We start from the raw sequence: 24,290 nt of genomic DNA on the forward strand, positions 1-24,290 counted from the left end.
GGATGCTTGGGGTTTTTGCAGGCCGGTATCCCGGCCACGTTTTCATTCTAGCCGGTGGATATGGACACCGGGTCAAGCAATTATGGATATGTTATGGAGATCGATGAAAATATTGGGCGCCCACGTCGGGATCGATGCCGCCGGCGATACCCGCGGGCTGCCCCGCTCCCGTCGATCGTACATCCGCCGTCAACCGGCCCTTGCGGAACAAGCCGTCGCAGGATAGAATTTTCCACAAAGATGGACGAAGGGGGCGGGCAGATGGACCGAACAGCCTTGCTGGAAACAGTCAGGCGCATCGCTCTCGAGCATGTCCGCGGGACAGACGTCCGCGTGTATCTTTTTGGCTCTTGGGCCAGGGGAGAGGAGCGGCGGTCCTCGGACATCGATATCGGGCTGTGGAGTTCCCGGCCGCTGTCTCGGGAATGGATCGCTTCCCTCCGGGAGCGATTCGAAGAATCCACCGTCCCACGCCGAGTGGACGTGGTGGACCTCACCCGGGTGGATCCAGCTTTTGTGCAACGCGTACTGAAGGAGGGAATCCAGTGGAGCGACTCAGAAATCGCCTCAAAACCGCCCTCCGGGCGCTGAACTCATTAGAGACCGTCCTGTCGGAGCCTGGGGATTCGCCTATTGTTCGGGATGCGGCCATCCAGCGTTTCGAGTACACTTTTGAAGCCGCGTGGAAGGCCGCGCAACTCTTTTTGGCAGTAGTGGAAGGGATGCCGCCCCGCGGTTAATCACTCAACTGCACAAACCTCAACATTTTGCCCAGCATCGCGGCAGCCTCGGCCCGGGACGAAACCTTTCCGGGCTCCAGCTTCCCGTCCGACCCGACCACGACTCCGGTCTGAACCGCCACCGCCACGTCGCCCTGGGCCCAGTTGCTCACCTCGCCGCCATCGGAAAAACGAGTGAGCACAGTGGTATCCGGGGACGGTAGCTCCCCTTTCACCTGACGCATCGCCCGGGTGAGCACCGCGATCATTTGCTCCCGGGTCATGGGATCATCGGGAGCAAACCGCCCGCCCCCCACCCCGGACATCAGCCCCTCCTGGGCCACCACATCGATTTCGTGCCGGTTCCAGGCGTCGGCCGACACGTCGGCAAAATCCGCCGGTCTCGCTTGCACCGTCTCCAGTCCCAAGGCCCGGACCAACAACACCGCAAACTGCCCCCGGGTCACCGGCCGATCCGGCGCAAAATGCTGCCCATCCACGCCGCCGATCACGCCCGCGGCAGCCAGCCGCGCCACCTGGTCCTCCGCCCAGTGTCCCTTCATATCGACAAAGGATTTGGGATCGTGCACGGCCACATAAGTCCCGGGCGAAACCTGAGCCACAAGGGCCGCCTGCCCTTGGCCTGTGGTCACGAACCGCGCAGGAACCGGTGCCCAGACGCGGCGGGCGACGTCATACGTGAACACCCCCATCTCCTGCGACCCTCCGGCATTTTGCCCGAGCGGGATCAGAGCCCGAAAATATGCCTTCCCGGCGCTCACCGGCACAGCGGTGCCGTCTGCGCGGACTTCTCGGACGGAAAAGTCGACGGCATCTGCGACCGGTGTGCCGCCTGTCTGATCCGCCAGCCCCTGAACCGGCACACTTCCGTCCGGCCGGGCCACAGAGATCAAGATTTCTTTGTCACCCGAATCCGGTTTCACGGCCTTTACCGGCACCTGATACGCCCCGAGAGGAATTTGAAGGACGACAACCCCTGAGTCACCCGTCTTATCTGCCAACGCTTGCCACACCCCCACCGGGATGTGAACATCCACCGCCGGGGCGTCCGTCTGGACAGGCAGGACAAAGGTCGACACCCCCGCATCGGCACTGCGCACCCGGTCGGCGGTTTCATCCAGGACTTGAACGGAGAGGCGATCCCCCGACCGGCTCTCGGCCACCGTCTCCTGCCACACGAGGGGCCGGCCGGCAATCAGGGATCCCGCGTCCGGCAACGTCACTGAGCCGCCACCCCCGGGCTGGGTGCCCGTAGAGGGATGAGGATTCTGTCCGGGTTGCTGGCCTGGCTGTCCAGGTTGTCCGGTGCCCGGTTGTTGCCCGGATTGCTGACCCGGTTGCCCACTCCCCGGTTGCTGCCCGGGCTGGCCACCCCCGCCACCCGGCTGTTGCCCACTCGGCGGCGCCGGTGGCTGCGGCGGCTCTGGCGGCGCCGGCGGCTCCGGAGGCAGCGAACTATACACGAAAAGCCCATCCGCCACCGGACGCTCATGCCCGTCACTCGGCGAATTCACCACAGACACCCCGCTGCTTCCCGGCAGGCGGGCCACCATGTCCACCGATCCACCCGAATCGAACCCAATGGCATCCGTGTAGCCCAGCGTCTGGAGATACGACGCCATCTCCGCCCGGGTGAGCCCAACACTCCGCCCGGGCTGCCGGCCATCCACCGCCACCATGGCCATCCGGCGCCCGTCCGCCGACAAACCCACCGCAATGATGGGATTGCGTCCACTGTCCCCGGGATTCGGCGCCTGGGGATCGGCATAGGCCTGCCCGCCCTTCAGCAAGATCGGCCCGCCGCCGATCACCGTCTGGTAACTCCGCCAATCCGGCGACGTGTACAATCCCACCTGGATCTTTTCCCCTGGGGCCATGTTCCCTTTCAACCAATCCCCCCACTGCTCATGCCCGATGAGCACCGCTTGTCCGGGCGGCACAGGGGGAACGGCCGAATCCTCCACCACTGAACTCACCGTATAGACCGTCGGATCGGCCGTTTTTGTCAAATACACCGCCACCCGGCGGGCGGCAGGATTGGGAGCCGGAAAAGAGTAGCCGAATTTATCATCGTATAGGTAAATCCCCTGGTCCCCCAGAAAACTGTTGAACGCTGCCAACGGTTGGCTCTGCCCTGATGGGGCCTCAGTCTTCTGCCCGCTCTTTTGCCAAGCTTCGGAATTGTCCCCGCCCGGCAGCACCATGACTTGCCCACTCCACTGGAACCGCACGATGGACGCCCGATTCTGCCCATCGATGGCCAGCGCCGCCCAGCCGATGGGACTCCGGTACAGTTGCCCATTCGCTACCAGAATATTCAGTGGACCATAGGTCTGGCCGATGTCGTAATAGTCCCCGTTGATCCCCGCCACGGCCCCGGTGCGATTCGCCATGGAACTCACCGTCTCGCCCCGCCCGGCAAAGATCTTATCCCCCGCCGCCACCGCCTGGACCCGCAGCTGCGGAGCCGTCAGATCCACCTCGATCCGGTGAATCCGCAGCGGCCCGGCGTCCGTAGAGAGCGCCGCATCTTGGAGTTTCACACCCCGGGCGATCCCCACCTCCGGATCCACCGATTGCGACAAAATCGTCGGCCAGCCCGTCGGTTGCGGCCACGCCGCCTGGACGATCCCCGGCACCATCACCAGCGCCGACACCGCGGCCGCCCCCGCGAACCAGCGCCGTCCGAGTTTCCCCATCTTCCGTTTCTCCTCTCTCCATCTCTCTACCTATGTACCGAATCTGCAAACCTCGCGGCAGAACTTGCCCAGGTTCCACTATATCACCCCCCTCTTCCCACGAAAAATCCTTCACCTCCACCCATGGGGCCGTCCGCGGCCTTTCGCCGCCGCCTTGGACAAACAAAACGGGCTGCAGCCCCGGCACCTGTCTTAGCCGGTCTACAGCCCGCATTTTGGGGATTATGGAAAATTCCCGTTGGTCCCGGGGAATCACCCCATCCGAATCACCGTGCGTCCCTTCACTTTCCCTTTTAAAATCGCCTCCAACGTCGCCGGGACGTCTTCCATGGCGATCTCCTGCCCGATGTCCGCCAGCCCCGCCGGCTTCCACGGACCTGCCAGCCGCTCCCACACCTCCCGGCGCTCCTCCATCGGGCAATAAGCCGAATCGATCCCGAGCAGGCTCACCCCGCGAAGAATAAAAGGAAACACTGTGGTCTCCAAAGCCGACCCGCCGGTCAGCCCGCTCAAGGCCACCGCTCCCCCGTATTTCATCGTGCGCAGCAGATACGCCAGGGTGCGGCCGCCCACCGGATCCACAGCCCCGGCCCAGCGCTCCTTCTCCAGCGCCTTGCGGCTCTCCGCCGACACCTCGTCCCGGCTCAGCACCTCGGAAGCCCCGATGCTCCGGAGATACGCCTCGGCCTCCGCCTTCCCGGTGCTGGCCGCCACGGTGTAGCCCAGCTTGGTGAGAATCGCCACCGCCACGCTGCCCACGCCGCCCGACGCCCCGGTAACCAGCACCGGGCCCCGTTCCGGCGTAAGTCCGTATCGCTCCAGGCGATACACCGAGAGGCCCGCCGTAAACCCCGCGGTCCCGAGTACCATCGCTTCTTTCACGCTTAAGCCCGTGGGCAGGGGCACCACCCAATCCGCCGGAACACGGGCGTATTCACCAAACCCGCCGTCGTGGGACACCCCGAGATCATAGCCGGTCACGACCACCTCGTCGCCTTCGCGAAAACGCCTATCGGTCGAGGTCTCCACCGTTCCCGCCAGATCGATCCCAGGGACCAGGGGATACTTCCGGGCCACCCGTCCGGTGGGTATCACCGCCAACCCGTCCTTGTAATTGACGCTGGAGTACGCCACCCGAACGGTGACCTCCCCCGGCGGCAGGTCGTCCCAACCCCGTTCCACCAAATTCAGCGCAATAGATTCATCTTGTTGATCCGCCACCCATGCCCGAAACCGTTCCGCCATGCAATCTCTCCTCCCTGCGGGGTCACTCTGCCTGAATTCTATCATAAGTTCAGCGCACAGTCTCGCCGGTCACGGCCCTGGCGTATTCAGTTGGCCTGGGAAACAAGGGCGACTGACGTTAGAGACAGCCCGGGCCGTCACGGAATCGAACTGAGACCGGCCAGGGCGGACGCTCCGTTGTCCAATGTTTGGACAAGGCCATTAACGATAGGCAGAATCGTGGTCCGGGTGGAGGGACAACACGCGCAGCCAGTATCCATCCCGGTACGCCACGGCGCGGAATCCTTTTCCCATGCGAAAACTGTATAGCCGTTCTCCGTTCGGACCAGTGCGGGTATGAATGATCTCGATAGGCTTGGTCCCATGTCATATCGGACAGTTTCCGCAACGTTCCAAGAACGGCCCATTGCTCCCGTTTGGGGAGACCAAACCATGAACGCTGGAAAACCGGGTTGTTCAAGTCCAGACGAATCCATGCGTCACTCATCGCGCAATCTTTTCTCCAAGTCGTCTAGGGAAGTCTCCGCGGGGGGATGGTTCTTGGCCCATTCGATAGCATCGTCCAGATCCTTTTGAACTTTCTTGTCTATTAGCCACCGTTCACTGTCGGGAATGAATTGTCCGACCTTGATGATCCAAACACCGGGTTCCACCTCATCCACCAGAACGGTCCTACCCGCATACTCTTTGCCGAGGGAGATTTGGCCATTGTTGCCGACGGTCTTGATCGTGGGCACCGGCGATCACCTCATGAAATGTGTGGTTGAATATTATTATAGCACGAATGCACGAATCCAAGACGCGGCCAATCGGGCGATAGGGGCAAAACGTGCCCGGCCTCATCCCCGAGGAGCCGGGTGAGGCCTCACAATGGCTGGAAAACCTCGTCCGGCCAGGCGATCTGCCCCCGGCCCCGGCGTTTTGCTTCATACAACCGCTGGTCTGCAGCCCGATAAAGCTCCCGGAATTCATCCCCATCGTCGGGAAAGGCCGCCACCCCGGCGCTCACACCCAGACCCTCAAAAGCCCGGGACAACTCCCCGAGCAGGGCCGCCAACCGCTTTTGAATCCCCTCGGTCTGAGGACTGCAACGGGCCAAGAGCAGGGCGAACTCGTCCCCCCCAAGGCGCGAGGCAACATCGAAGGGACGGACCGCCCGGCGCAGATGGTCGGCCACCACCCGAAGCAGCCGATCGCCCTCTGGGTGACCCTGGGTATCGTTGATCTGTTTAAAATGATCCAAGTCGAGCAAGACAAACAGAAAGGGCCAGGTGTACCGCCGGCCTTCTGCTACCAGCTCGTCGAGCCGTTCCTGAAGGCCCGTCCGGTTGGCCAGGCCTGTCAGGGGGTCGGTTTGCGCCCCGGCGATAAGCCGGCGGCGCACCCGGAGCAGCTCCAGGGCTGTGGAGACCTCCTCGGCCAGAGCGCGCAGCACATATTGCTTATTATTGAAAAAATCAGGTTCGTAGCTCCAGAGGGTGAAGACCCCGGCCAGTTGTCCGTCCACTCTCAACTGCCCGGAGATCCCGCTGCGGAATTGCAGTTGCTCCAGGATGTCCCGGTACCGTCCCCGGCGCTTTCGATAACTAAAGGGCTCCGACAGCCAGTCCCCCCGGGGCGGGTTCATCCGTATCAGTCGCATCAACAGCGGCCCCAACTCCTCCTCGTAGCCCGTGAGAAGACCGAACATTTTGAGAGAAGGGCGTTCCTCCTTGTCGTACAGGATGATATAGCCGCCATTGGCGCCGAGGACTTGAATCGCGATATCCCCAAACTCTATCATCAATTCCTCCTCGGACTGCACCCGCCCCAGAACTTGAATGGCGGAAATCAGCGTGGACAAGCCCTTTGACCGCTCTTCGAGGAGCATCCGGTCCCGCTGGTCTTTGATCATCATGCTGAGGACCGGGGCGAGGATCTCCATCATGTGGCGCATGCGGGGCTGGATGGATTTTCCCCGGGTCACGTAAAGGCCGATGACTCCGAACACTTGATGTTCGTAGACGAGAGGCACGGCCAGGGATGTCCCCAGCACGTGGCGCTCGCGCAGTTCCCGCCAGTGCCGGTCCGACTCCCGGAGAGGATCATACAACACCGTGCGCCGCTCCCGGAACGCCCGGCCGCTGGGCCCCTGGCCCCCGGGGACATCTTCCCGGGTGCTGAACACCAAGGCCCGGCCGTAATCCGCCGCCCGCCCCCCCACGGCCACCGGAATGAGGTCCGTCTTCTCTTCCATCCAAATCCCAACCAGTGCCACCCCGAGCAACGCGGCCATTTGATCGACCATGTATTGCAGCCGGACCCTGGAATTTCCAAACCCGATCATCCCTTGCAACACCCTGGCCAGTTTTTCCATGTCATCCCCGTGATGCGATTCACGGGTTCCCAATCCGCGTGTCTCCAAGCCTGTTCACCCACAAATGGTAGTTTCGCGGCCCCTTTGGCGTACGTAGCGGTGTATAGGCTGCATCGGATAGATGAGATCTTTGTCGTTTCGGGGATCGTGTTCCGGCGGGCGGATCCACCTGGGGCGGCCGCACGCCACAGACAGCGCACCATCGAGTCCATCTCAAGCATTATAAACCATTTCTACGGCCAAACAAAAGGGAAGAACGGACAATTTCCGAGGAGTTTTTCTTTGCACAAGTGAAAAACTGGAGAAAACAATAACCCGGGGGATCGGCTCAGACCATGCCCAAGGCCCCGGAGCTGCACATAGGATCGACGATAAATGTCGAGCACGAATTAGGAGGTGAGATTTCGCTGAATTTCTTCCACTTCGGATTTCGGCAACCCCGTCATTTTAACCACGTATTCCAGCGCAGCGCCGTTCCGGAGCATCCGCTCCGCAACCTGCTTCAGCCCTTGGTGCACCCCTTGCTGCAACCCTTGTTGCAACCCTTGTTGCAGCCCTTGTTGCAGCCCTTGTTCTAGCCCTTGTTGCAGCCCTTGTTCTAGCCCTTCTTTTAGAGCCTTCTCCCGCACTTCCTGTTCCATGTCGTGCAACAGTTCTCTTAACAAATCCGTCATCCCCAACACCTCCTTGAGCCGCTCTTTTTGCTCACTGGTGAGAACCCGACCGCTAAACCCGAGGATCAAGGCCGCGATATAATTCTGCTCACGGCGATCCGGCAGCTGTTGAATCAGTCCCACAATCTCCGAAAAAGCCTCATCCCGGGTCCGCTTCTCAAAACGCATATGAAAAGTAAAAGCCAGCCGCACCCGGTCGGTTTCCGACCACTCATCAACCGCCAGATGGCGGATGATCGTGTCAAGAGCGCCATCGCCATCCATGCGGTTCAGGTAGACATTCTCGACACGGTATTGGATCGTCCCGGCGTCTAACTCCTCCATCGCATACGGAATATCTGCAGTGTACAACACCACAGTTCGAACCTTGCGCCGGTATTTCTCCGCAATCGCCGCATCATAGTGCAAAAACCGGTACAGATTCGGTTCTCTGGTGGTTTGGAACTCCAGGTGCAACAACCGCCCATCTTCCAATTCCAACAGGATATCGGCAAAATCTTGCCACACTTCAACCCGAGGCAAATCCGCCGCAAGGACCCGGGTGACATAGGCATTGCGAATGCCGATCACTTCCAGAACTTCGTGAGGAACAGCCCCCGCCAAATGGCGCGCCACAATGTCGTTTGAATTTCGCGCAATGTCCATGTTTCACCTCGCTATCTTTTATTTTACCGGGTAGAACAGTTGCTGCGCAATCCCATCGCCGGGACGCACTTCAGGACGAGGCCTCGCCCCCGTCCCCCCTCAACCGCGGGCCACGAAGATCACCCCGGCCAAGATCAGCAGCGTCCCCACCGTCTTCGCCCAGGTGAATGGCTCCCGAAAGACCGCCATGGACGCCAGGGCGACAAGCACCAGCCCCAGGCTCGTCATCATCGGATACGCCACACTCAGCTGAAACCGCGTCAACGCAAAAGTGTAGGCTCCGAGGGCCAGCACAAAACTGACGATCCCCGCCAGAAGATACACATTCGTCACCAGGGAAAGCACCGCGCCCACCAGCCCGCCGGATCCCAAGGGGCTCGCAGCCCCGCCCCCGGCGGCTTGCCCCAGACCCGGGAACGCCCCGGACATCCCCGAAGCGCCGCCCAGGACACCGCCGTGCTGCGCCGCCGCCTTCATCAACACATTGGCCAGGGCATTAAACACAATCCCCAGTCCCAAAGCGAGCCATTTCATCCGTAACCCCCCAGCCCACAACCCTTATCGGCACCGGCGGCCCCAAAATCCCGGTCGCTGTCACCGCCGACCCTCCCAGCCCGAACTACAGCGACATCTTCTTAAACACCCGCTCGGGCACCGCCCGCACCCCGGCCATGATCCAGCGCCAGAATCCGGGCACATACACCACATCCCGCCCTTTCTTGAGCGCCTTCATCACCCCCCGGGCCACCGCTTCGGGGCTCGCCACCAACATCATCCCTTCCTTCCCGAAGGTCATCGCCGTATCCACGAACCCGGGCTTCACCGTCAGCACCCGCACCCCGGACCTCGCCAAGCGGTTCCTCAGCCCCTGCAGAAACAAGGACAAGCCCCCCTTCGCCGCCCCGTACATGTAGTTGCTCTGGCGCCCCCGGTCCCCGGCCACCGACGAAAACACGCACAGCCAACCCCGCCCGCGCTGTTCCATATGTGCCGCAAACGGGTGGAGGACTGACACGCACGAGACAAAATTCGTCTCCACGATCCGCCGCGCTTCTTCAAAATCCCGCTCGGCCCGCTTCTGGTCCCCGAGGTACCCGTAGGCCAGCACCACCCCTTCCAACTCCCCGCCAAACTCCCGTACCGCCTCTTCCAGGCACTCCTCAACAAAAGCCGGGTGGCTCTTCTCATCCAGGGCGTCAAACCGCCGCGCCCGGGCCAGGGTGCCGTACCGGACCCCCAGGTCCGCCGCCAGAGCCTCCAACTCCTCCAGATCTCTTCCCGCCAAGATCAACCCGTACCCCTCCCGGGCCAACTCCCCGGCCAGGGCCCGGGCGATTCCCGACGTCGCCCCCAGCACCACCGCCGTCTTCATTGGACTCCCTCCACCACACGCAACCTCCGGGCCAGGGAGGATGAGAACCGGTTTTCCGGATCGATCCGCCCCTTGATCTCCCGAAACTGCCCCAGCCTGGGATACATCGCTTCAAAAATCTCCGGCGCCAACTCCGCGTCCTTCGTCAAATACACCCGCCCGCCCATTCTCAGCACCCACTCGTCCATCTCCCGCAAAAAACCGAATAAACCCGCGTCCCGGAATGGGATGTCCAGGGCCAGGGTATACCCCGGGCGGGGGAAAGACAACAGCCCCGGCCCTTCCGCCCCAAAGCGTTTTAACACGGCCAAAAAGGACGACCGGCGGTCCTTGGCCAGGCGTTCCAGGAGGGCAATTAACCCTTCCCGACTCGTCTCAAAGGGGAACACCACCTGATACTGCAAAAACCCCCGCCTGCCGTACAGCCGGTTCCAGTGCAGCACCGAATCCAGAGGATAAAAGAAAGGATCGTAGTGGACCACCACCCCGGGGGTCCCCTTCGACACCCGGTAATACAGCGCGTTAAACGCCCGAATCGATGCGTAGTTCAGTGTCACCGACGGAAAATCAAAAGGCACGACGAGCTTTCCCTTTTTCCCGGTCGCCAGGGGCTCCCCCCTCAGCTTCTCCGGCAGTGCCTCGGCCGGTACGTGATTCCCCCGCATCAGCACGGACCGGCCCAGGGACCGCCCGCCCGCCAAACAGTCAATCCATGCCACCGAGTACTGGTACTGCTCATCCGTCGCCTCGAACACCTCAAAGGCCTCATCAATATTTCTCGCCTTAAAATAATCCACCCGCAGGTATGACGAGGAAATCGGCACCAGCCGCAGCGATGCCCGAAGAATCACCCCGGTCAGCCCCATTCCCCCCACCGTGGCCCAGAACAGGTCGGCGTTCTCCCGGGGGGTGCAGCGAACGATCTCTCCGTCCGCCGTGAGCAGATCGAAATCCAGGATAAAATTCGAAATCGACCCGTCCTTGTGGTGATTTTTCCCATGGACGTCCGAAGCGATCGCCCCGCCGAGGGTGACAAATTTGGTGCCCGGCGTCACCGGCAAAAAATACCCACGGGGCACAAACACATCGAGGATCTCCGCAAGAGACACCCCGGCCTCGCACCGAAGCACCCCCGCCGCCTCATCAAAGTTGAGAAACCGGTTGCGCCTCGTCTGCAGGATCACCCCGGCCCCCTCGTTCAGCGCCGCGTCGCCGTACGCCCGCCCGAGCCCCCGGGCGAGGACGCTCCTCTCCTCCCCGGAGACCACCACCTCTTTCAGCGCCCGCAGGGATTCCGGACGGTACACCCGACACCGCTGCACAGGGTACCTTCCCCAGCCCGACAGTGAAACTTCCACGCAAAGCCCTCCCGTTCTAGCCCCGGTCCTCGGCTGTTTTATCAGAAGCCGCGCGATGCGCCACAAACGCCACCCCGGCGATCCAAAACCCATAGATCGGAAACAGGTACCTCGGCTGCCCCTCGGACGCGAAAATCACGGCGGTCACGAAGGCAATCATGAGCACATTCACGCGATGCGCCGCCCCGAGCCGAAGCCCCGCGATCCTTCGCAGCCCCATCGCCAACACGTACACCCAGCCGCCACCGATCACCACCAGGGCCGCGGCCCGGGCCCCCTGCAACAGCGGCTCCACCCATCGCCGGTCGATCCGCAGCTCGGCCGGAGCCACCGACCAGTCCGCCACATCCCCGGCGAGGTTAAAATAACTCACACTCAGCCGGTCGATCCCCAGACGGATAAACCCCAGCGGATGCGCCCGGATCCAGGCCATCCCTTCCTCTTTGGCCCTGGCCATTGCCACCGCCTCGTCGTACACCCCGTCCGGCCCCAAAACCCGATCGGTCTTAAAAATCGAATTCGGCACCTGCAGCGGATCCAGGTACCAGCCCCGGTTGGCGTCATTGTTGTTGATGTACAGGACAAAATCTCCGTTGGTGGAGATGGGGATGAACCGGTGAAACACCAGGGCGTTCCGGACCGTCCACGGGGCGACGACTGCCGCCGCCGCCGCGCCGCTGACCACCAGCGCCAGGATCGCCCGCCGCCAGGCAGTCCCCACCGTCCATGGCCTGAGCCACCCCCGCGGCCCTGCCCCTGGGTGTCGAAGCGCCGTCACCGGCGCTCCCCTCTCCTCCCGGGCCCGCAGGTAGTGCAGTGCCCCGTACAACGCCGGCATCACCGCAAAATACGGTTTGACCAGGGCGAGCCCCCCCATCAGGGCGCCGAGGGCCGCCATCCCGGCCGGCCTCCGGTCAAAACCCCGAACGTGCAGAGCGGCGATCACCGTCACCAGAGCCGCCGACAGGGTCTCGGTCCCGAGCACGCTGCTGTACGCCACGGAGGTGGGGAACACTGCGGCAACTCCGGCCGCAAGAAGCCCGGCCCTCTTTCCTCCGGCCGCCGCCGCCAGGGTGTACACCGCCCAGATCCACAGGCCGTCCAGGGCCACATTGGCCAGCTTCGCCGCCAGGACCGACGGATAAACCGCATAAACCGCCGTGAGGAAAAAGGGGTAACCCGGCGGCCGGAAAGCTGTGGGATAATGCACCCCCGTCTTCACATAGGGCGTGTCCATTTTGATGTAATCCAGCCCCTCGGGCATCTCATAGCGCCCCTGATGGAGCAGCGACATGGCCAAATCGTGATAATGCAAAAAATCCGAGATGGGCTGGGTGTTCACCGCCCAGATCCACCCCAGGCGCAGGGCGATCCCGAACAGGAGGATCGCCGCGAGCCAAGGCCTTCCGCCGCGCCCCGGGCCGGGCACCCCGCCCGCCGCCCGGAGCCTCATCTCACGCCTGGGCGCTCCAGCCAGCCCGGCATCGCCACTGCACGCGCCCGGGCGAACAAACGGCCCCGAGCCGGCCCGTCGGCATCCCAGAGCACGGCGCCCAGCACCCTGGCCCGGGCCAGGTCGAGCAGCCGGGCCGCCTCTTCCACCGCTTCCTTCCGGACCTGCCCCCCGCTCAGAACCACCAGCACCCCGTCGGCCACGTGACAGAAAATCCGCCCCTCCACCGTGCCCAGCAAAGCCGGTCCTCCGATCACCACCTGATCGTAAACCCGCCGGGCCTCATCCACTAAAGCAGCAATCTGCTCATCGACCCCGGGGCCGCCCTTTTCCTCCCCGGCGCCCACACAGAGCCTCTCAAGTCCCTCCACGCCGGTGGGCTGCACTTTCGACTGCCAGTTCGCCGGCATCCCCCCGGATCCGGTCCAATCGATAAACAACGTCCTCCGGCCGGCTTCCGCCTCGACCCGGGCCAGGGATGCCGCCGTCACCCGGCTGTCAGCGCCGGGCACACAACCCGCCACCGCCAGCACCCGGGGCACACGGTCCCCGGCTGCAAAAGCCACATTGACCCGAAGCGCCCGGTAGATGGACCCCGGGTGCGCCCCGTCGGCGGTCCCATCCCCGGAGGCGCCGGCGCCATCCACCGCCGGCGCCGGCCGCCGGACCGCGGACAACACCCGCGCCCCCAAGTGCCGCTCCACCTCCGGGACCGTGCGCACCATGGGAGTCGTGTACTCCCGGACCAGCGCCGCCCCGGCCCCGAGGATCAGCCCGAGCACCACCGCCACGGTCACCTTTGCCAAGGAGTGGGACACTGCGGCAGGGGCCTGTTCGACAGCCACCGGCGCACTCACCACACTCAAACTCTGGGGCTGGGGAATGCGCTTCATCATCTCCCCGAGCACATCAATGGCCGCCCCGGCCAGGGTCGTCGCCCCCTCTGCAGAGCGGTCCTTCGCCGTGATCGAGAACAGGTGGCCGGACCGGGCCACCGACAAAGACGCCCCGTCCGGAAGCGCCCCGGCGCCGACGACACCCCCAGGCGCAGCCCCCGCACCTCCCGAGCCCGCCGTCCCGTCGGCGTACGCCCGGGCCACCGCCTGTTGAAACGCCTGGCTCTGCATGAGGGCCAAATCACTGCCCAGCACCGCATCCACCGCCTGGGCGGCGTCCGCCGCCGACCCCGCAGCCACCCCGGGCCCGCCCGGCCCGGATCCGCCGGCCGCCCCGGGCGTCACCTGCACGTAGATCGCCGCCGTGGCCGTGTATGTAGGCGCGGGGGCCGGCTGCCCCCGAAAACTCACCCAGGCTCCCAGAACGGCGACCACAGCCGTTACCAGGGCAATCAGCGGGATCTGCCGGCCCAGTGCCCTCAGCAGATCCCTCAGATCCACCACATCCTCCATCTGCTGCTCGTTCACCGTTTACCCCCCTTGACGGGCTCCGTCCGCGGCCGGTACCGGAAGAGGATCGACACAGCCGCCCCGAACAGGACCCACACCACCCCCGAAAGCCCGATCACCGAGTCGTTGACAAGACCCTGCACCAGCCAGGCCACCCAGGCCGCGAAAAGTGGCACCAACAACCGCACCGCCTGCCCGGGCAGGATCCGCCGCCAAAGCGTGGCCACCATGCGCCAGGCGTGCAGCGCAAACAACGCGAGCAGCGCCACAAGGGCCGGCACCCCCGCCCCGAAAGCCCAGGCCAGATACATGTTGTGGGGCTTGTCCACGATAATGTTATAATCGTGCAAATTGCTGTTCTTGGCCGGATCGTCCTGGGGAAAATAAAACATGAAGGTATCCATGCCGTGTCCCAGCCAAGGGGAGTCGGCGATCATCGACACCGCCCACTTCCAGATGTACAGCCGTCCGCTCCCGGCTCCGGTCTCGGCGGGAGGCAGGTAGATACCATCCGGAGCATTGGGCTTCGGCCCCCCGGCCGGCTGGCCCGCGGCCGCCTCACCTCCGGCTGCCTGGGCGGACCCCGCCTTCATCGGAGATGCCCCCTGTTCCGCCGCCACCGCCCGTGGATAACCCGCCTCTAAAAGACCCGAGGCGCCCGGCGCCCCCCGCTGCTCCAATCCGCCGAGATTCACAAAAGTCCCGATGGTGTTCTCCCACACCGCCGGGTTGTGCGGACTCATGACGGCAAACACCCCAACGAAAGCCACCAGGGGCACGGCAAAGCCTAGCCACCCCCGCCGGGGGCGCAGCCGCAAGCCCGCCACCGCCAACACCACGAGGATGCCCACCAAGGTCGCGAATCCGCTGGTGGAGGTGGAGGCAAGAACGGCGGCAAAAGAAATCACCGCCAGCACCACGTCGACAACCCACCGGGACCACCGGCCGCCGTCCCACATCGCCCGGGCCCAAAACAGGGCGGTGGTCACCGCCGCAAACCCGCTGAGATAGTTCGGGTTGGCCAGGGAGGTGACCAGATACCCCGTCGTGTGTTCGGACCCCGGCCCCGGCGGCACGATCAACGCCCGGAACCAAGGGATTTGGAACATGTCGTGTCCATAAAAATACATCAGCGAAATGAGGACGTTCACCACCACCGGAACCGCCAGACCGTACATGAGCAGCTCCACCCGCCGGTCGGTGTACTCCGTATTCGCCGCAATGAGGAAAAGGGCAAAATAACACAGGTAGGTCAAAGTCCCTTCAAATCGGCTGGGATCGCCCCCCAGGGCCAGGAACATATACGGTGCGGCCAGGCCTGAAGCCAAGAAAAGCACAAAGGCGACGGCCAGTGGCGGATTTATGTACCCCGGGCGGATCTCGTAGCGCCCTTTGGTCATTTTGTAGAGAAAGAAGGCCGCCACAACCACCGTCACAACCAGCAGAAAGACGTATTTATAATAGTTGAACACATCCCCCTTGCCGCCGGTGCCCATCGCCCCGGGATACAGCACCGGGCTGATGAACAGAAACGCTTTCACCCGCATGATAATAGGCGCCAGCGCCACAAAAACGATCAAAATTCCCGCAACCCATCGGTCCACCTTTTGTTGGGTTTCCAAGTGGACCGACCGGAGAAGTGCACGACTCACCCGCTTTTTCACCTCTTCCCGATCCGCGTTCCGGCTGATGCGGGGTACTCGCGACGCCGTGCCCCTTGACGTCCCCGCGTGTCGACTTATCCAAGGCCGGGCCCGATCCCCGCCCTCTATGGCTTGGCCCGGGCCTGGGCTTCTTTCGCCTGGATCTTGTCCAGCCACGACTTCGCTTCCTTCGCCAGATCGGTGCCGCCGTTCAGCGACACGCTGCGCTCCAGATACTCCTTCGCCCGGGCGAGATCCCCTTTGGCGTACAGCAGTTCTCCATACTGGGTCACGTACAGTTGGTCGTTCAGCAAAAAGGGCCGCTGCTCCCTCGCCTTGGTGAAGTATTGATCCGCCAAGTCGTAGTTTTTCAGTCCGAATTGGCAAATTCCATAGTTCCACAACGCCATGAAGCTGTGCGGCTGGGCCTCGACCACTTTCTTCAGCAGCGGTTCCGCCTGGGCGTACTGCTGCTGTTGCATCAGGGTCTGGGACTGTTGAAACGCCTGGAATGTCTTGAGAAATTGTTTGTTCTGGTCCGAGGCGATATTGTACCCGATCAACAGCCCCACCACAGCCGCCGCGGCCAGCACGTACACCACGGCATTTCTCACCGCTCCGGTTATCGCCGCCATCCCCCACCCCCCTCATCCACCACCGATTCTATTGAACTTTCCCAGCTCCGTAAAGGGTGGATGGGCCCGGTCGGCCCCATGCGGCACCCCGAAGCAACAAAGCGGCCGCCGCCCGTCCCCGCGGACCGGCGACAACCGCTTCATCGCCAAGGCTCACGCCTCGGCCTCCCGCTTCCGGCGGCCGAAAACCCGCCCCAACCGGCGCCGGATCCAGTGGCCGAAATCGTCAAAGAGGGTGTACACCACAGGCACCAGCACCAGGGTCACCAGCGTCGACACCGTGAGCCCGAAGGCCACCACCGTGGCCATGGGCGCCTGGGCCTCTGCCCCTTCGCCGTATCCGATCACCAACGGCAGCATGGCCAACACCGTGGTGGCGGTGGTCATCAGGATCGGGCGCAGCCGGATCGGGCCCGCCTGCTCAATGGCGTCGTTGCGCGCCAACCCCCGCTTGCGTAACTGGTTGATATAGTCCACCAGCACGATGGCGTTGTTCACCACGATCCCGATCACCATGATCATGCCGGTCAGCGCATCAATGCTCAGCGCCCGGTGGGTCACCACCAGCCCCAAAGCCGCCCCGATGAAAGTCGGGGGCAGGGAGAACATGATGATAAAGGGACTGAACAGGGACTCGAACTGACTCGCCATGACCATGTAGACGAACACGATGGCCAGAGGCATCGCCAACCCGAGACTCCGGAACGAGTCGTTCAGGTCATTGGCCTGGCCGCCGAGCTGCACCGTATAACCGTCGGGCAGCGGAAGTTCCTGCAGCTTTGCCGTCACCGCCTGCTGGGCGTTCCCCAGGGGCACGTTGAACAACTCCGCTGATACGGTGACCGTCCGGTTCTGGTTGACCCGGGTGATGGTCGCCGGCCCCACCCCCGGCACGATCTTCGCCACGTCCCCCAGGGCCACCTGGCCCCCGGTGGGAGTTGCGATCATGATCTGGCTGAGGTTCGAATACTGCCGGGTGAAGGAGTCCGGGTATTTCACCAGCACGTCGATGGACGCATCCGCTGCCCGGTACTGTGTGGCCACATTCCCCGCCGACGCCGTCCTCACCGCGGAGACAATGCTCCCCACCGACAGCCCGTACTGGGCCGCCCGCTGCCGGTCGACCAGGATTTGGAATTGCGGCACCTGGCGGTCCAGAGAGCTCTGGATATTCCGCAGGCCCGGCACCGCGGAAAGCGCTTTTTGCACCTCATCGCTCAGTTGTTGTAACACCGCGACATCCGGTCCGGAGATCTGAACCTGAATGGGGGCGCCCCCCGCCCCAATCTGGGGCCCGGCCCCGGCGCTCACGGTGATTCTTGCGCCGGGAATGCGGGACACCTCCTGGCGGAGTTGCTCCATCACCTGTTCGGTGGACCGGTGCCGCTCGGCCAGAGGCTTGAGTTCCACCTGCAGGTTCGCCCGGTCGGTGGAAGCGGCGGCGCCAAAGCCCATCTGCCCCCCGCCGCCGAGCTGGGTGAACACCCGATCGACCTCCGGAATCCTGTGGAGAACGGTTTCGACCTGGGTCGCCACCCGATCCGTCGTTTGCAGATTGGTGCCCGTGCCCGTTTCAATGGAAACCCGAAACTGCCCGTTGTCCACGGTGGGCGTCAGCTCGAATCCGATCAAGGGCACCATGGCGACACTCGCCACAAAGAGTGCCAGGGTCGCGGCAATCACCGTTTTGCGATGTCCCAGCGCCCAGCGGAGCAGGTGCCCGTACCCCCGATTCAGGGTCTGAATCCCCCGGCCGAAGGCCGCCACCGGGTTCCACCGGGCCGCCCGGCGAAGTTCCTCCTCCTCGTTCATCTCGGGAATCCACCGCGCCGCCAGCATGGGCACCAGCGTAAGGGCGCCGAACAATGCGGCGATATGGGAGAAGCTCACCGTCAGGGCAAGGGGGCCGAACAACTGCTGGGCCAACCCCTGGGTGAAAGCGATGGGCAAAAACACCGCAATCTGCGACAGGGCCGATGCCATGACGGCGGTGCCCACCTCCGCCGTCCCCACCTTCGCCGCTTCCTTGGGGCCGGCACCCTCGCTCCGGTGGCGGAAGATACTTTCCAGCACCACCACGGCGAAGTCCACGAGGGACCCCAGTCCCAAGGCCAGACCCCCAAGAGTGATCACATTGATGGTCTGTCCGCTAAAATAGAGCAACGAAAAGGTGCTGATCACCGAGATGGGGATCACCACGGCGATGACCAGCGTGGTGCGCACCCGGCGCAAAAACAGATAGAGCACCACCACCGAAAACAGGGCCCCGAGCAGGGTGTGGTTGACAACGGTATCGATGGATTGTTTGATAAACGTCGCCTGGTCAGAAATGACACTGAGTTTTACCGTCGGCGGCAAAAGCTTTTGCAAAGTGTCGAGCTCCTTCCGGACGTTGTCCGACACCTGGACGGTGTTGCCGTCCGACACTTTGTACACATCGATGCTCACACTCTGCTGCCCGTCGAGTCTGGCCGACTGAGTGACCTCGGCGAAGGTATCCTGGATGTCGGCGATGTCCCGCAGGTGCAGGACCGGAACCCCGGGAACGTCCCCGGCAGAGCCCGGGCCAGCGGCGCCGGACGGCGACCCGGAGAGATGGATGGGCACATCCCCAAGATCCTGGACCGATTGAAAATCCCCGATCACTCGCACCGTGACCCGCCGGGTGCCCTGGTCCACCACTCCGGCATCCGCCGACGTATTGTCCCCCTGAATGGCCTGAAGCACCTGATTGATCGAGATCCCGTAAGCCTGCATTTTGGCCGGATCCAGGACCACCTGGATCTGCCGCTGCCGCCCCCCGCTCACCGTGGCCGAAGCCACCCCGTTCACCCGGGACAGCCGGGGCTCCACCACATCCGACGCCAACCGCTGCAACTCGACAGGGTCCATCGGGCCGGACATTGCAATGCTCAAGATCGGCATGCTGTTCGGGTCCAGCCGCATCACCTGGGGCGTGTCCGCCCCGTCGGGCAAAGCCTTTCGCACCCGATCCAGTTTGTCACGCATGTTGAGCATGGCCTGGTCGAGATTGACGCCATAGTTGAAATGCACCACGACCAAGGATCCGCCCTGTCGGGAGCTGGAATCGACCTCACTGACCCCCTGCACCGTCGCCATGGCGGCCTCGATGGGCTTACTCACCTGCTGCTCCATCTCTTCCGGGGACGCTCCGTTCCAGGTCGTCGTCACCACCGCCACCGGAATGCTGAGGGTGGGGTAGAGATCCACCCGCAACAGCGGCAAGGCGATGCTTCCGAGCAGGATCAGCACCACCATGATCATGGAGATCGTGACCGGACGTTCTACCGAAAAATCCGCGATCTTCATGACAGGTTACCTCGCGCCCGATTGCTTTGATCCCATGAGGCCCACCCGTCCCAGGATGCCGAGGAGGAGGCGCCCATGACAGCCGACGTCGCGCCACCGGCCGATGATCCGCGCGAAGACGCACCCGGCCCGCCGGGCGCGTGGCCGCCCTTGACCGGGCTGCCCGCGCCGCCAGAATTGTTCACCCCGCCGTTTGCGGCGGCGCCCGGAGTTCTCGCACCGGGACTCCCGTTGCCGCCCGAGGCGCCGCCCGAACCCGGTTGCACAATGGTCACCGCGGCGCCCTCGCCGAGCAGGTCCTGGCCGGAGATGACCAGCACATCCCCTTCTTTGAGGCCTTTCAGGACCTGGACGTGCTGGCTGTCCACCGCACCGACCTGGATCAAATGCTGGTGGGCCGTGTTATTCTCCACGGTGAAGACCTTCGGGCCATCCGGCGTCTCCACCATGGCCGAAGCCGGGATAACCAGCCCCCGGGCCGGGGTCAGCCCGTCGATCGTAACCTGGGCCACCATCCCGGGCTTGAGCCGTCCGTCCCCGTTCGGGATCTCCACCTCGGCGCCGTAGGATTTTGTGGTATTATCCTCCACCGGATCGATCCTCGACAGGGTGCCCGACGCATCCATCCCCGCCGCCGGGACCTGCACCTTGACGGACATCCCGGCCTTGAGATCGTTGATCCGGTTCTCCGGCACCTGGATCGTTACTTTGGCCGGATTGATCTGTGCGATGGTGACCACCGACGACTGCGGGCCGGCAAACTCCCCGGGCTCTACGTCCCGGGAGGCCACCACCCCGGCAACAGGCGAGGTGACCGTGGCCTCGGCCAACTGGCTCTGCAGGGTGGCAAGGGCCGTCTGGGCCTGATTCACCTGGGCCTGGGCCACTTTAATCCCATCCTGGTTGAGCGGATTGCCCCCCGGAGCCGCGGTCTGCACCTGTTGGAGCGCCGCGTCATACGCCGCCTGTTTGGTCTGCAGAGTCACCGATGCGGCATCGAGCTGCTGCTGGGAGGCCGCGCCGGCATCAAACAGATTTTTCGTGCGCTCATAATTAGTCTTTGCATCATCCAGGGCCACTTTGGCCTGGGTCAAGGCAGAGTTCGCCTGGGTGTACCCGTTTTGGGCATCCGAGCGGGCCTTGTTCAGTTGGGCCTCGGCGACCTGGAGCGCCGCCTGCTGTTGGGCAATCTGATGCTCCAGATCGCTGGTGTCGATCCTGGCCAGGGCTTGTCCGGCGGCCACCGCGTCTCCGGCCTTCACCAGGACTGCGGCGACTTTCCCGGATAGCTTTGGCGCCACTTTGGTCACTGCGGTCGCCTGGACCTGTCCGGTCAGGGTGAGGCTCCCCCCGACATCCCCCATCCGGACCACTGTAGTTTCGACGGGGATCGGTTTAGCTTGGCGCGTGGCGGCAGGCTTGCCCCCAGCGCACCCCGCGAGGGGCGCGCCCAGGACAAGGGCCGCAACCAGCGTGAGTGCGAGGCGGTGTGGTCTCATTATTCTCCTCCCTCGAGGACGGTTTTCTTCCCGGAATTGGCGTACCTCTGACGATGCACGAGCGGAGATGCGCCGCCCGCGGCCCCGAACGGGTGCCCGGCGAAGGTCCGGGCTCCGCTCCCGACCCGATCAAGAGGCCGGCGGCGCCGCACCCCCGCGCCGCCTCCGTGACGAGGCGGGCGAGGCTGCATCTGAGGCCATTGTATCGCCGGATTGTCGACGGGTTGTGAAAAACTCTTGAAGATCCTGTGGAGCACGACACCAAGTGCATCATCCTTCAGCCTTCGCCGGAGCGGCCGAAGCCGCAGGGGAACCGGTGTGGGCCGGCTGGGCCTTCGGCCGGCTCCTCAGGAAGAAAATGAGCGGCAGGGCACAGAACAGCGGGATCGACGCCACCATGAACGTGTCGGCGACGGCCCGGGTCACCGCCTCCTTCTGGATGAGGCCCGCCAGGACCGCCGACGCTCCGCCCGCAGCTGTCGCCGGATCCAGCCCGGCCTGGCCCAGACCGGCACTGACCTGGGCCTGAAGCTGGGCGAAGGGCACCGAGTCGATGGTCACCCCGTCACTGATCCGGGACAATTGCACCGCCGAACGCTGCTGGAGAATCGTGGTGAGCGCCGCGATGCCGAAGGAGGCGCTCACTTGGCGCACCATATTCCCGAGGCCGGACGCCCGGCCGATTGTATCGGGCGGCAGCGCGTTCATCCCGGAGGTGGTCAACGGCATCATCGAAAGACCGATCCCCAAACCCCGAAGGACCAAGACCCATGTCAGCCAGGAATTCGGCGTATCCAAGGCCAAATTGTGCAGATGATACGTCATGGCGGCCAGGAGCAGCACTCCCACGACCCCCAAAGGCACCGGGCCTATCTTGTCAAATAATTTGCCGGAGACGGGCATCATCAGCGCCATGGCCAGAGCCTGGGGCATGAGGAGCAGTCCCGTGTCCATCGCCGACAGACCCTGGATATTCTCCAAGTACAGAGGTGTCAGAAACACCCCTCCGAACAGCCCCACCATCACGAGACTGGAGGTGATGGTGCTGATGGTGAAGGTCGGGTTCTTGAACAGCCGCAGGTCCACTAGGGGTTTGGCGGTGCCGAGCTCCACCCAGACCAGAAGGCTCAGGGCGGAGACGGCGATGAAGAAGAGACTGACAATGTAAAAGGACCCCCAGCCATCTTTTTGGCCGTCGCTGAGCGCCAGCAAAAGTGTCCCGGTGCCCACCATGGAGAGGATGAACCCCGCCGTGTCGAAACCGAGGTCTTTCTGGATCGGCGTTTCCCGCAGCAGGATCATCCCGAATAGGGCGGCGAGCAGTCCAAAGGGTACGTTGACCAGAAACAGCAGGTGCCAGGAAAAATATTGAATCAAGTAGCCTCCAAAAGTCGGGCCCACGGCGGGCGCGGCCATGGACGCGATCCCCCAGATTCCCAGCGCTAGGCCGATCTGGTGCCTGGGAATGATCTTGTAGATGATCGTCATGCTGAGAGGCATCAGCGTCCCGCCGGCCAACCCCTGCAAAATCCGGAAACCGATCAAGGCTGAAGTGCTCCATGCGACCGAGCACAGAAACGACGCCGCGACAAAGAGCAGAACGGAGATCAAATAGGATTTTTTGTAGCCGAACCGGTCACCGAGAAAACCACTCAGGGGCACCACCATGGCCGAAGCCAGGGTGTAGCCGGTCAGCACCCACTGGATCTGGTCCGTGGAGGCCCCGAAAAAATTCGCGAGTTGGGGCAGGGCGACGTTAATCAGGCTGTTGTTGAGGATCGCCATAAAGGCCCCGAGGATGATGACGACCAGAGCCAGCCACTGGGCCTCCACGACCTCATCGGGGGCGGCCGGCCCTCCGGACCCGGCCCCGGGACCCGGGCGATCCCCGGCGCCAGCCGCCGGGCCGCCTGGACCGCCCGGCTGCGCGACCACGTCCTCCCGGCTCACGGGGTCTTCCCTCCCTGCACCTGGACCTGGGCGCCGTCTTTGAGGTCGGCCGGGGGCTGAATGACCAGCTTGTCGCCGATGTTCACCCCGGACGCGGCGATAAACCAGTTGTTGTCTTTCTGCTTCCCTTGCACCGCCACGCGACGAGCCTTGTCGCCTTCCAGTTTGAAGACTGCCGTTTGGCCACCCTGCTTGACCAAGGTGCTCACCGGGATCTCCACCCCGGCCTCGCCGCCGGCAAAGGTCACGTCCGCCACCATCCCCGCCCGGAGCTGGCCGCCCGAGTTGGGCACCGTGACTTCCACCGGGAAGGTGTTGTTGTTTTGATCGGACACAGGGCTGAGGAAGGTGATCGTCCCGGTGAAGATCTGATCCCCCAGTTCGGCCACGTGCACCGCCACCGTCTGGCCGGTGTGAAGCCCGGGCAAAAGGGTCTGGGGCACACTGGCGTCCACCTTCACCGTGTCGAGATTCACCAGGGTCATCAGGGGCACCCCCGGGGCCGCCATCTCCCCCGGATTGATGTTTTTCGACGCGACCACTCCGTCCATGGGCGCGGTGATCTTCGTGTTCGCCAGGTTATTCTGCGCCGCCTGCAGCGCGGCCTGGGCCTGGTTCACCGCCCCCCGGGCCTGGTCGACCTGGGCTTTCAGCGCCGCGATGGTGTTCGCCGTGGCCCCGGCCTGGGCCAGACTGAGCTGGGCTTTGGCCTGATCCAGTGCCCCCTTGGCCTGGGCCAACCCGAGCTGGGCCTGATCCAGCGCCGACTGGGGTGCGGCCCCGGCGTTAAACAGGTTTTGCGTGCGGGTCAGGTTCTCCTGGGCGGTGTCATACGCCGCCTGAGCCTGCTCCACCGCCGCCTGGAGCTGTTGAATCTGTTGCTCCCGGGCGCCGGCAAGGGTGTCGGCCAGCTTCGCCTGGGCGGCGGCGAGTCCAGCCTGGGCCTGTTCCACCCCGGCCTGGGCCTGGTTGACAGCGGCGGTATAGTCGGTGGGATCGAGCTCCACCAGGACCTGCCCCTTATGTACCCGGGACCCCTCGGTCACATGAACCGCCGTCACCCTTGCCCCCAATTTCGAGGACACCTGCACGGAATCGGCCGCCGCCACCTTGCCGGTCACCGTCTGGCCGCCGCCGGCCACGGTGAACACCTGGACCACGGGCCCGGTCAGCGCCGCCGGCGCCGATGTGGCACCGGAGCCGCAGCCGGAGAGCAACAGCAGCAGCGCGGAAGAGGCGGCGATGAACAAACCAAGGTTCTTCGGACCTCTTTTCATCCCGTCCC

General features: G+C 63.8%; 19 protein-coding genes. 2 read left to right on the top strand and 17 right to left on the bottom strand.

Annotated elements, in window-relative coordinates; all coding sequences use genetic code 11:
• The first annotated feature begins 261 nt into the window (after positions 1-261).
• Together CVV65_RS15580 and CVV65_RS15585 are read left to right on the top strand one after the other, a co-directional pair.
• Positions 262-591 (top strand): nucleotidyltransferase family protein, encoded by a 330-nt coding sequence (locus CVV65_RS15580; RefSeq protein ID WP_100668923.1) that lies wholly within the window; start codon positions 262-264, stop codon positions 589-591.
• Positions 546-740, top strand: a complete 195-nt coding sequence (locus tag CVV65_RS15585) for a nucleotidyltransferase substrate binding protein (RefSeq protein ID WP_232796655.1) — start codon at positions 546-548, stop codon at positions 738-740. Before CVV65_RS15580 ends, CVV65_RS15585 begins: the two co-directional genes overlap by 46 nt.
• Here CVV65_RS15585 and CVV65_RS15590 read toward each other — a convergent pair.
• The 17 genes from CVV65_RS15590 to CVV65_RS15670 form a co-directional block, all read right to left on the bottom strand.
• On the bottom strand, positions 737-3,439 hold the full coding sequence (locus CVV65_RS15590; protein WP_100668924.1) for an S-layer homology domain-containing protein: 2,703 nt from the start codon (positions 3,437-3,439) through the stop codon (positions 737-739). The two genes, CVV65_RS15585 and CVV65_RS15590, sit on opposite strands and share 4 nt — an antisense overlap.
• A gap of 252 nt (positions 3,440-3,691) precedes the next feature.
• Positions 3,692-4,684: an acrylyl-CoA reductase family protein gene (locus CVV65_RS15595; RefSeq protein WP_100668925.1), complete on the bottom strand. Its 993-nt coding sequence runs from the start codon at positions 4,682-4,684 to the stop codon at positions 3,692-3,694.
• Positions 4,685-5,163: 479 nt separating this feature from the next.
• Positions 5,164-5,421 carry a hypothetical protein gene (locus CVV65_RS15605; protein ID WP_100668926.1) on the bottom strand — a complete coding sequence of 86 codons (258 nt, stop codon included), beginning with the start codon at positions 5,419-5,421 and terminating at the stop codon, positions 5,164-5,166.
• A 128-nt stretch (positions 5,422-5,549) separates the two neighbouring features.
• Complete coding sequence (locus tag CVV65_RS15610; protein WP_133121333.1) at positions 5,550-7,073, bottom strand: GGDEF domain-containing protein; 1,524 nt, start codon at positions 7,071-7,073, stop codon at positions 5,550-5,552.
• 356 nt (positions 7,074-7,429) lie between these two features.
• Positions 7,430-8,359: an RpnC/YadD family protein gene (locus tag CVV65_RS15615; RefSeq protein ID WP_100668928.1), complete on the bottom strand. Its 930-nt coding sequence runs from the start codon at positions 8,357-8,359 to the stop codon at positions 7,430-7,432.
• Positions 8,360-8,458: 99 nt separating this feature from the next.
• On the bottom strand, positions 8,459-8,893 hold the full coding sequence (locus CVV65_RS15620) for a DMT family transporter (RefSeq protein ID WP_100668929.1): 435 nt from the start codon (positions 8,891-8,893) through the stop codon (positions 8,459-8,461).
• Positions 8,894-8,978: 85 nt separating this feature from the next.
• The gene (locus CVV65_RS15625) at positions 8,979-9,731 is read right to left on the bottom strand and encodes an SDR family oxidoreductase (protein ID WP_100668930.1); all 753 of its coding nucleotides are present in this window, start codon (positions 9,729-9,731) and stop codon (positions 8,979-8,981) included.
• Entirely contained in the window at positions 9,728-11,089 is a 1,362-nt protein-coding gene (locus CVV65_RS15630) for an FAD-binding oxidoreductase (RefSeq protein ID WP_100668931.1), read from the bottom strand. The genes CVV65_RS15625 and CVV65_RS15630 overlap by 4 nt, the downstream gene beginning before the upstream one ends.
• Positions 11,090-11,105: 16 nt before the next feature.
• Positions 11,106-12,542 carry a glycosyltransferase family 39 protein gene (locus CVV65_RS15635; RefSeq protein ID WP_100668932.1) on the bottom strand — a complete coding sequence of 479 codons (1,437 nt, stop codon included), beginning with the start codon at positions 12,540-12,542 and terminating at the stop codon, positions 11,106-11,108.
• Positions 12,539-13,966, bottom strand: coding sequence for a Wzz/FepE/Etk N-terminal domain-containing protein (locus tag CVV65_RS15640; RefSeq protein ID WP_100668933.1), 1,428 nt, complete (start codon positions 13,964-13,966; stop codon positions 12,539-12,541). Before CVV65_RS15640 ends, CVV65_RS15635 begins: the two co-directional genes overlap by 4 nt.
• Positions 13,963-15,600 (bottom strand): O-antigen ligase family protein, encoded by a 1,638-nt coding sequence (locus tag CVV65_RS15645; RefSeq protein ID WP_100668934.1) that lies wholly within the window; start codon positions 15,598-15,600, stop codon positions 13,963-13,965. The genes CVV65_RS15640 and CVV65_RS15645 overlap by 4 nt, the downstream gene beginning before the upstream one ends.
• Before the next feature lie 116 nt (positions 15,601-15,716).
• Positions 15,717-16,226: a tetratricopeptide repeat protein gene (locus CVV65_RS15650; protein ID WP_100668935.1), complete on the bottom strand. Its 510-nt coding sequence runs from the start codon at positions 16,224-16,226 to the stop codon at positions 15,717-15,719.
• Between the two features lie 28 nt (positions 16,227-16,254).
• Positions 16,255-16,383, bottom strand: a complete 129-nt coding sequence (locus CVV65_RS17325) for a hypothetical protein (protein ID WP_269148829.1) — start codon at positions 16,381-16,383, stop codon at positions 16,255-16,257.
• Positions 16,380-19,556: an efflux RND transporter permease subunit gene (locus tag CVV65_RS15655; RefSeq protein ID WP_100668936.1), complete on the bottom strand. Its 3,177-nt coding sequence runs from the start codon at positions 19,554-19,556 to the stop codon at positions 16,380-16,382. Before CVV65_RS15655 ends, CVV65_RS17325 begins: the two co-directional genes overlap by 4 nt.
• The gene (locus CVV65_RS15660; RefSeq protein ID WP_100668937.1) at positions 19,553-21,055 is read right to left on the bottom strand and encodes an efflux RND transporter periplasmic adaptor subunit; all 1,503 of its coding nucleotides are present in this window, start codon (positions 21,053-21,055) and stop codon (positions 19,553-19,555) included. The genes CVV65_RS15655 and CVV65_RS15660 overlap by 4 nt, the downstream gene beginning before the upstream one ends.
• Positions 21,056-21,325: 270 nt before the next feature.
• On the bottom strand, positions 21,326-23,005 hold the full coding sequence (locus tag CVV65_RS15665; RefSeq protein ID WP_100668938.1) for a DHA2 family efflux MFS transporter permease subunit: 1,680 nt from the start codon (positions 23,003-23,005) through the stop codon (positions 21,326-21,328).
• Positions 23,002-24,282, bottom strand: coding sequence for an efflux RND transporter periplasmic adaptor subunit (locus tag CVV65_RS15670; RefSeq protein ID WP_100668939.1), 1,281 nt, complete (start codon positions 24,280-24,282; stop codon positions 23,002-23,004). Before CVV65_RS15670 ends, CVV65_RS15665 begins: the two co-directional genes overlap by 4 nt.
• Between the last annotated feature and the right edge of the window lie 8 nt (positions 24,283-24,290).

The sequence above is a fragment of the Kyrpidia spormannii genome, from assembly GCF_002804065.1.
Taxonomy (GTDB): domain Bacteria; phylum Bacillota; class Bacilli; order Kyrpidiales; family Kyrpidiaceae; genus Kyrpidia; species Kyrpidia spormannii.

Coding starts and splice junctions, on each gene's coding strand:
- CVV65_RS15580 (WP_100668923.1), top strand. CDS start 262: ATGGACCGAACAGCCTTGCTGGAAACAGTCAGGCGCATCGCTCTCGAG.
- CVV65_RS15590 (WP_100668924.1), bottom strand. CDS start 3,439: ATGGGGAAACTCGGACGGCGCTGGTTCGCGGGGGCGGCCGCGGTGTCG.
- CVV65_RS15595 (WP_100668925.1), bottom strand. CDS start 4,684: ATGGCGGAACGGTTTCGGGCATGGGTGGCGGATCAACAAGATGAATCT.
- CVV65_RS15615 (WP_100668928.1), bottom strand. CDS start 8,359: ATGGACATTGCGCGAAATTCAAACGACATTGTGGCGCGCCATTTGGCG.
- CVV65_RS15620 (WP_100668929.1), bottom strand. CDS start 8,893: ATGAAATGGCTCGCTTTGGGACTGGGGATTGTGTTTAATGCCCTGGCC.
- CVV65_RS15625 (WP_100668930.1), bottom strand. CDS start 9,731: ATGAAGACGGCGGTGGTGCTGGGGGCGACGTCGGGAATCGCCCGGGCC.
- CVV65_RS15635 (WP_100668932.1), bottom strand. CDS start 12,542: ATGAGGCTCCGGGCGGCGGGCGGGGTGCCCGGCCCGGGGCGCGGCGGA.
- CVV65_RS15650 (WP_100668935.1), bottom strand. CDS start 16,226: ATGGCGGCGATAACCGGAGCGGTGAGAAATGCCGTGGTGTACGTGCTG.
- CVV65_RS15655 (WP_100668936.1), bottom strand. CDS start 19,556: ATGAAGATCGCGGATTTTTCGGTAGAACGTCCGGTCACGATCTCCATG.
- CVV65_RS15660 (WP_100668937.1), bottom strand. CDS start 21,055: ATGAGACCACACCGCCTCGCACTCACGCTGGTTGCGGCCCTTGTCCTG.
- CVV65_RS15670 (WP_100668939.1), bottom strand. CDS start 24,282: ATGAAAAGAGGTCCGAAGAACCTTGGTTTGTTCATCGCCGCCTCTTCC.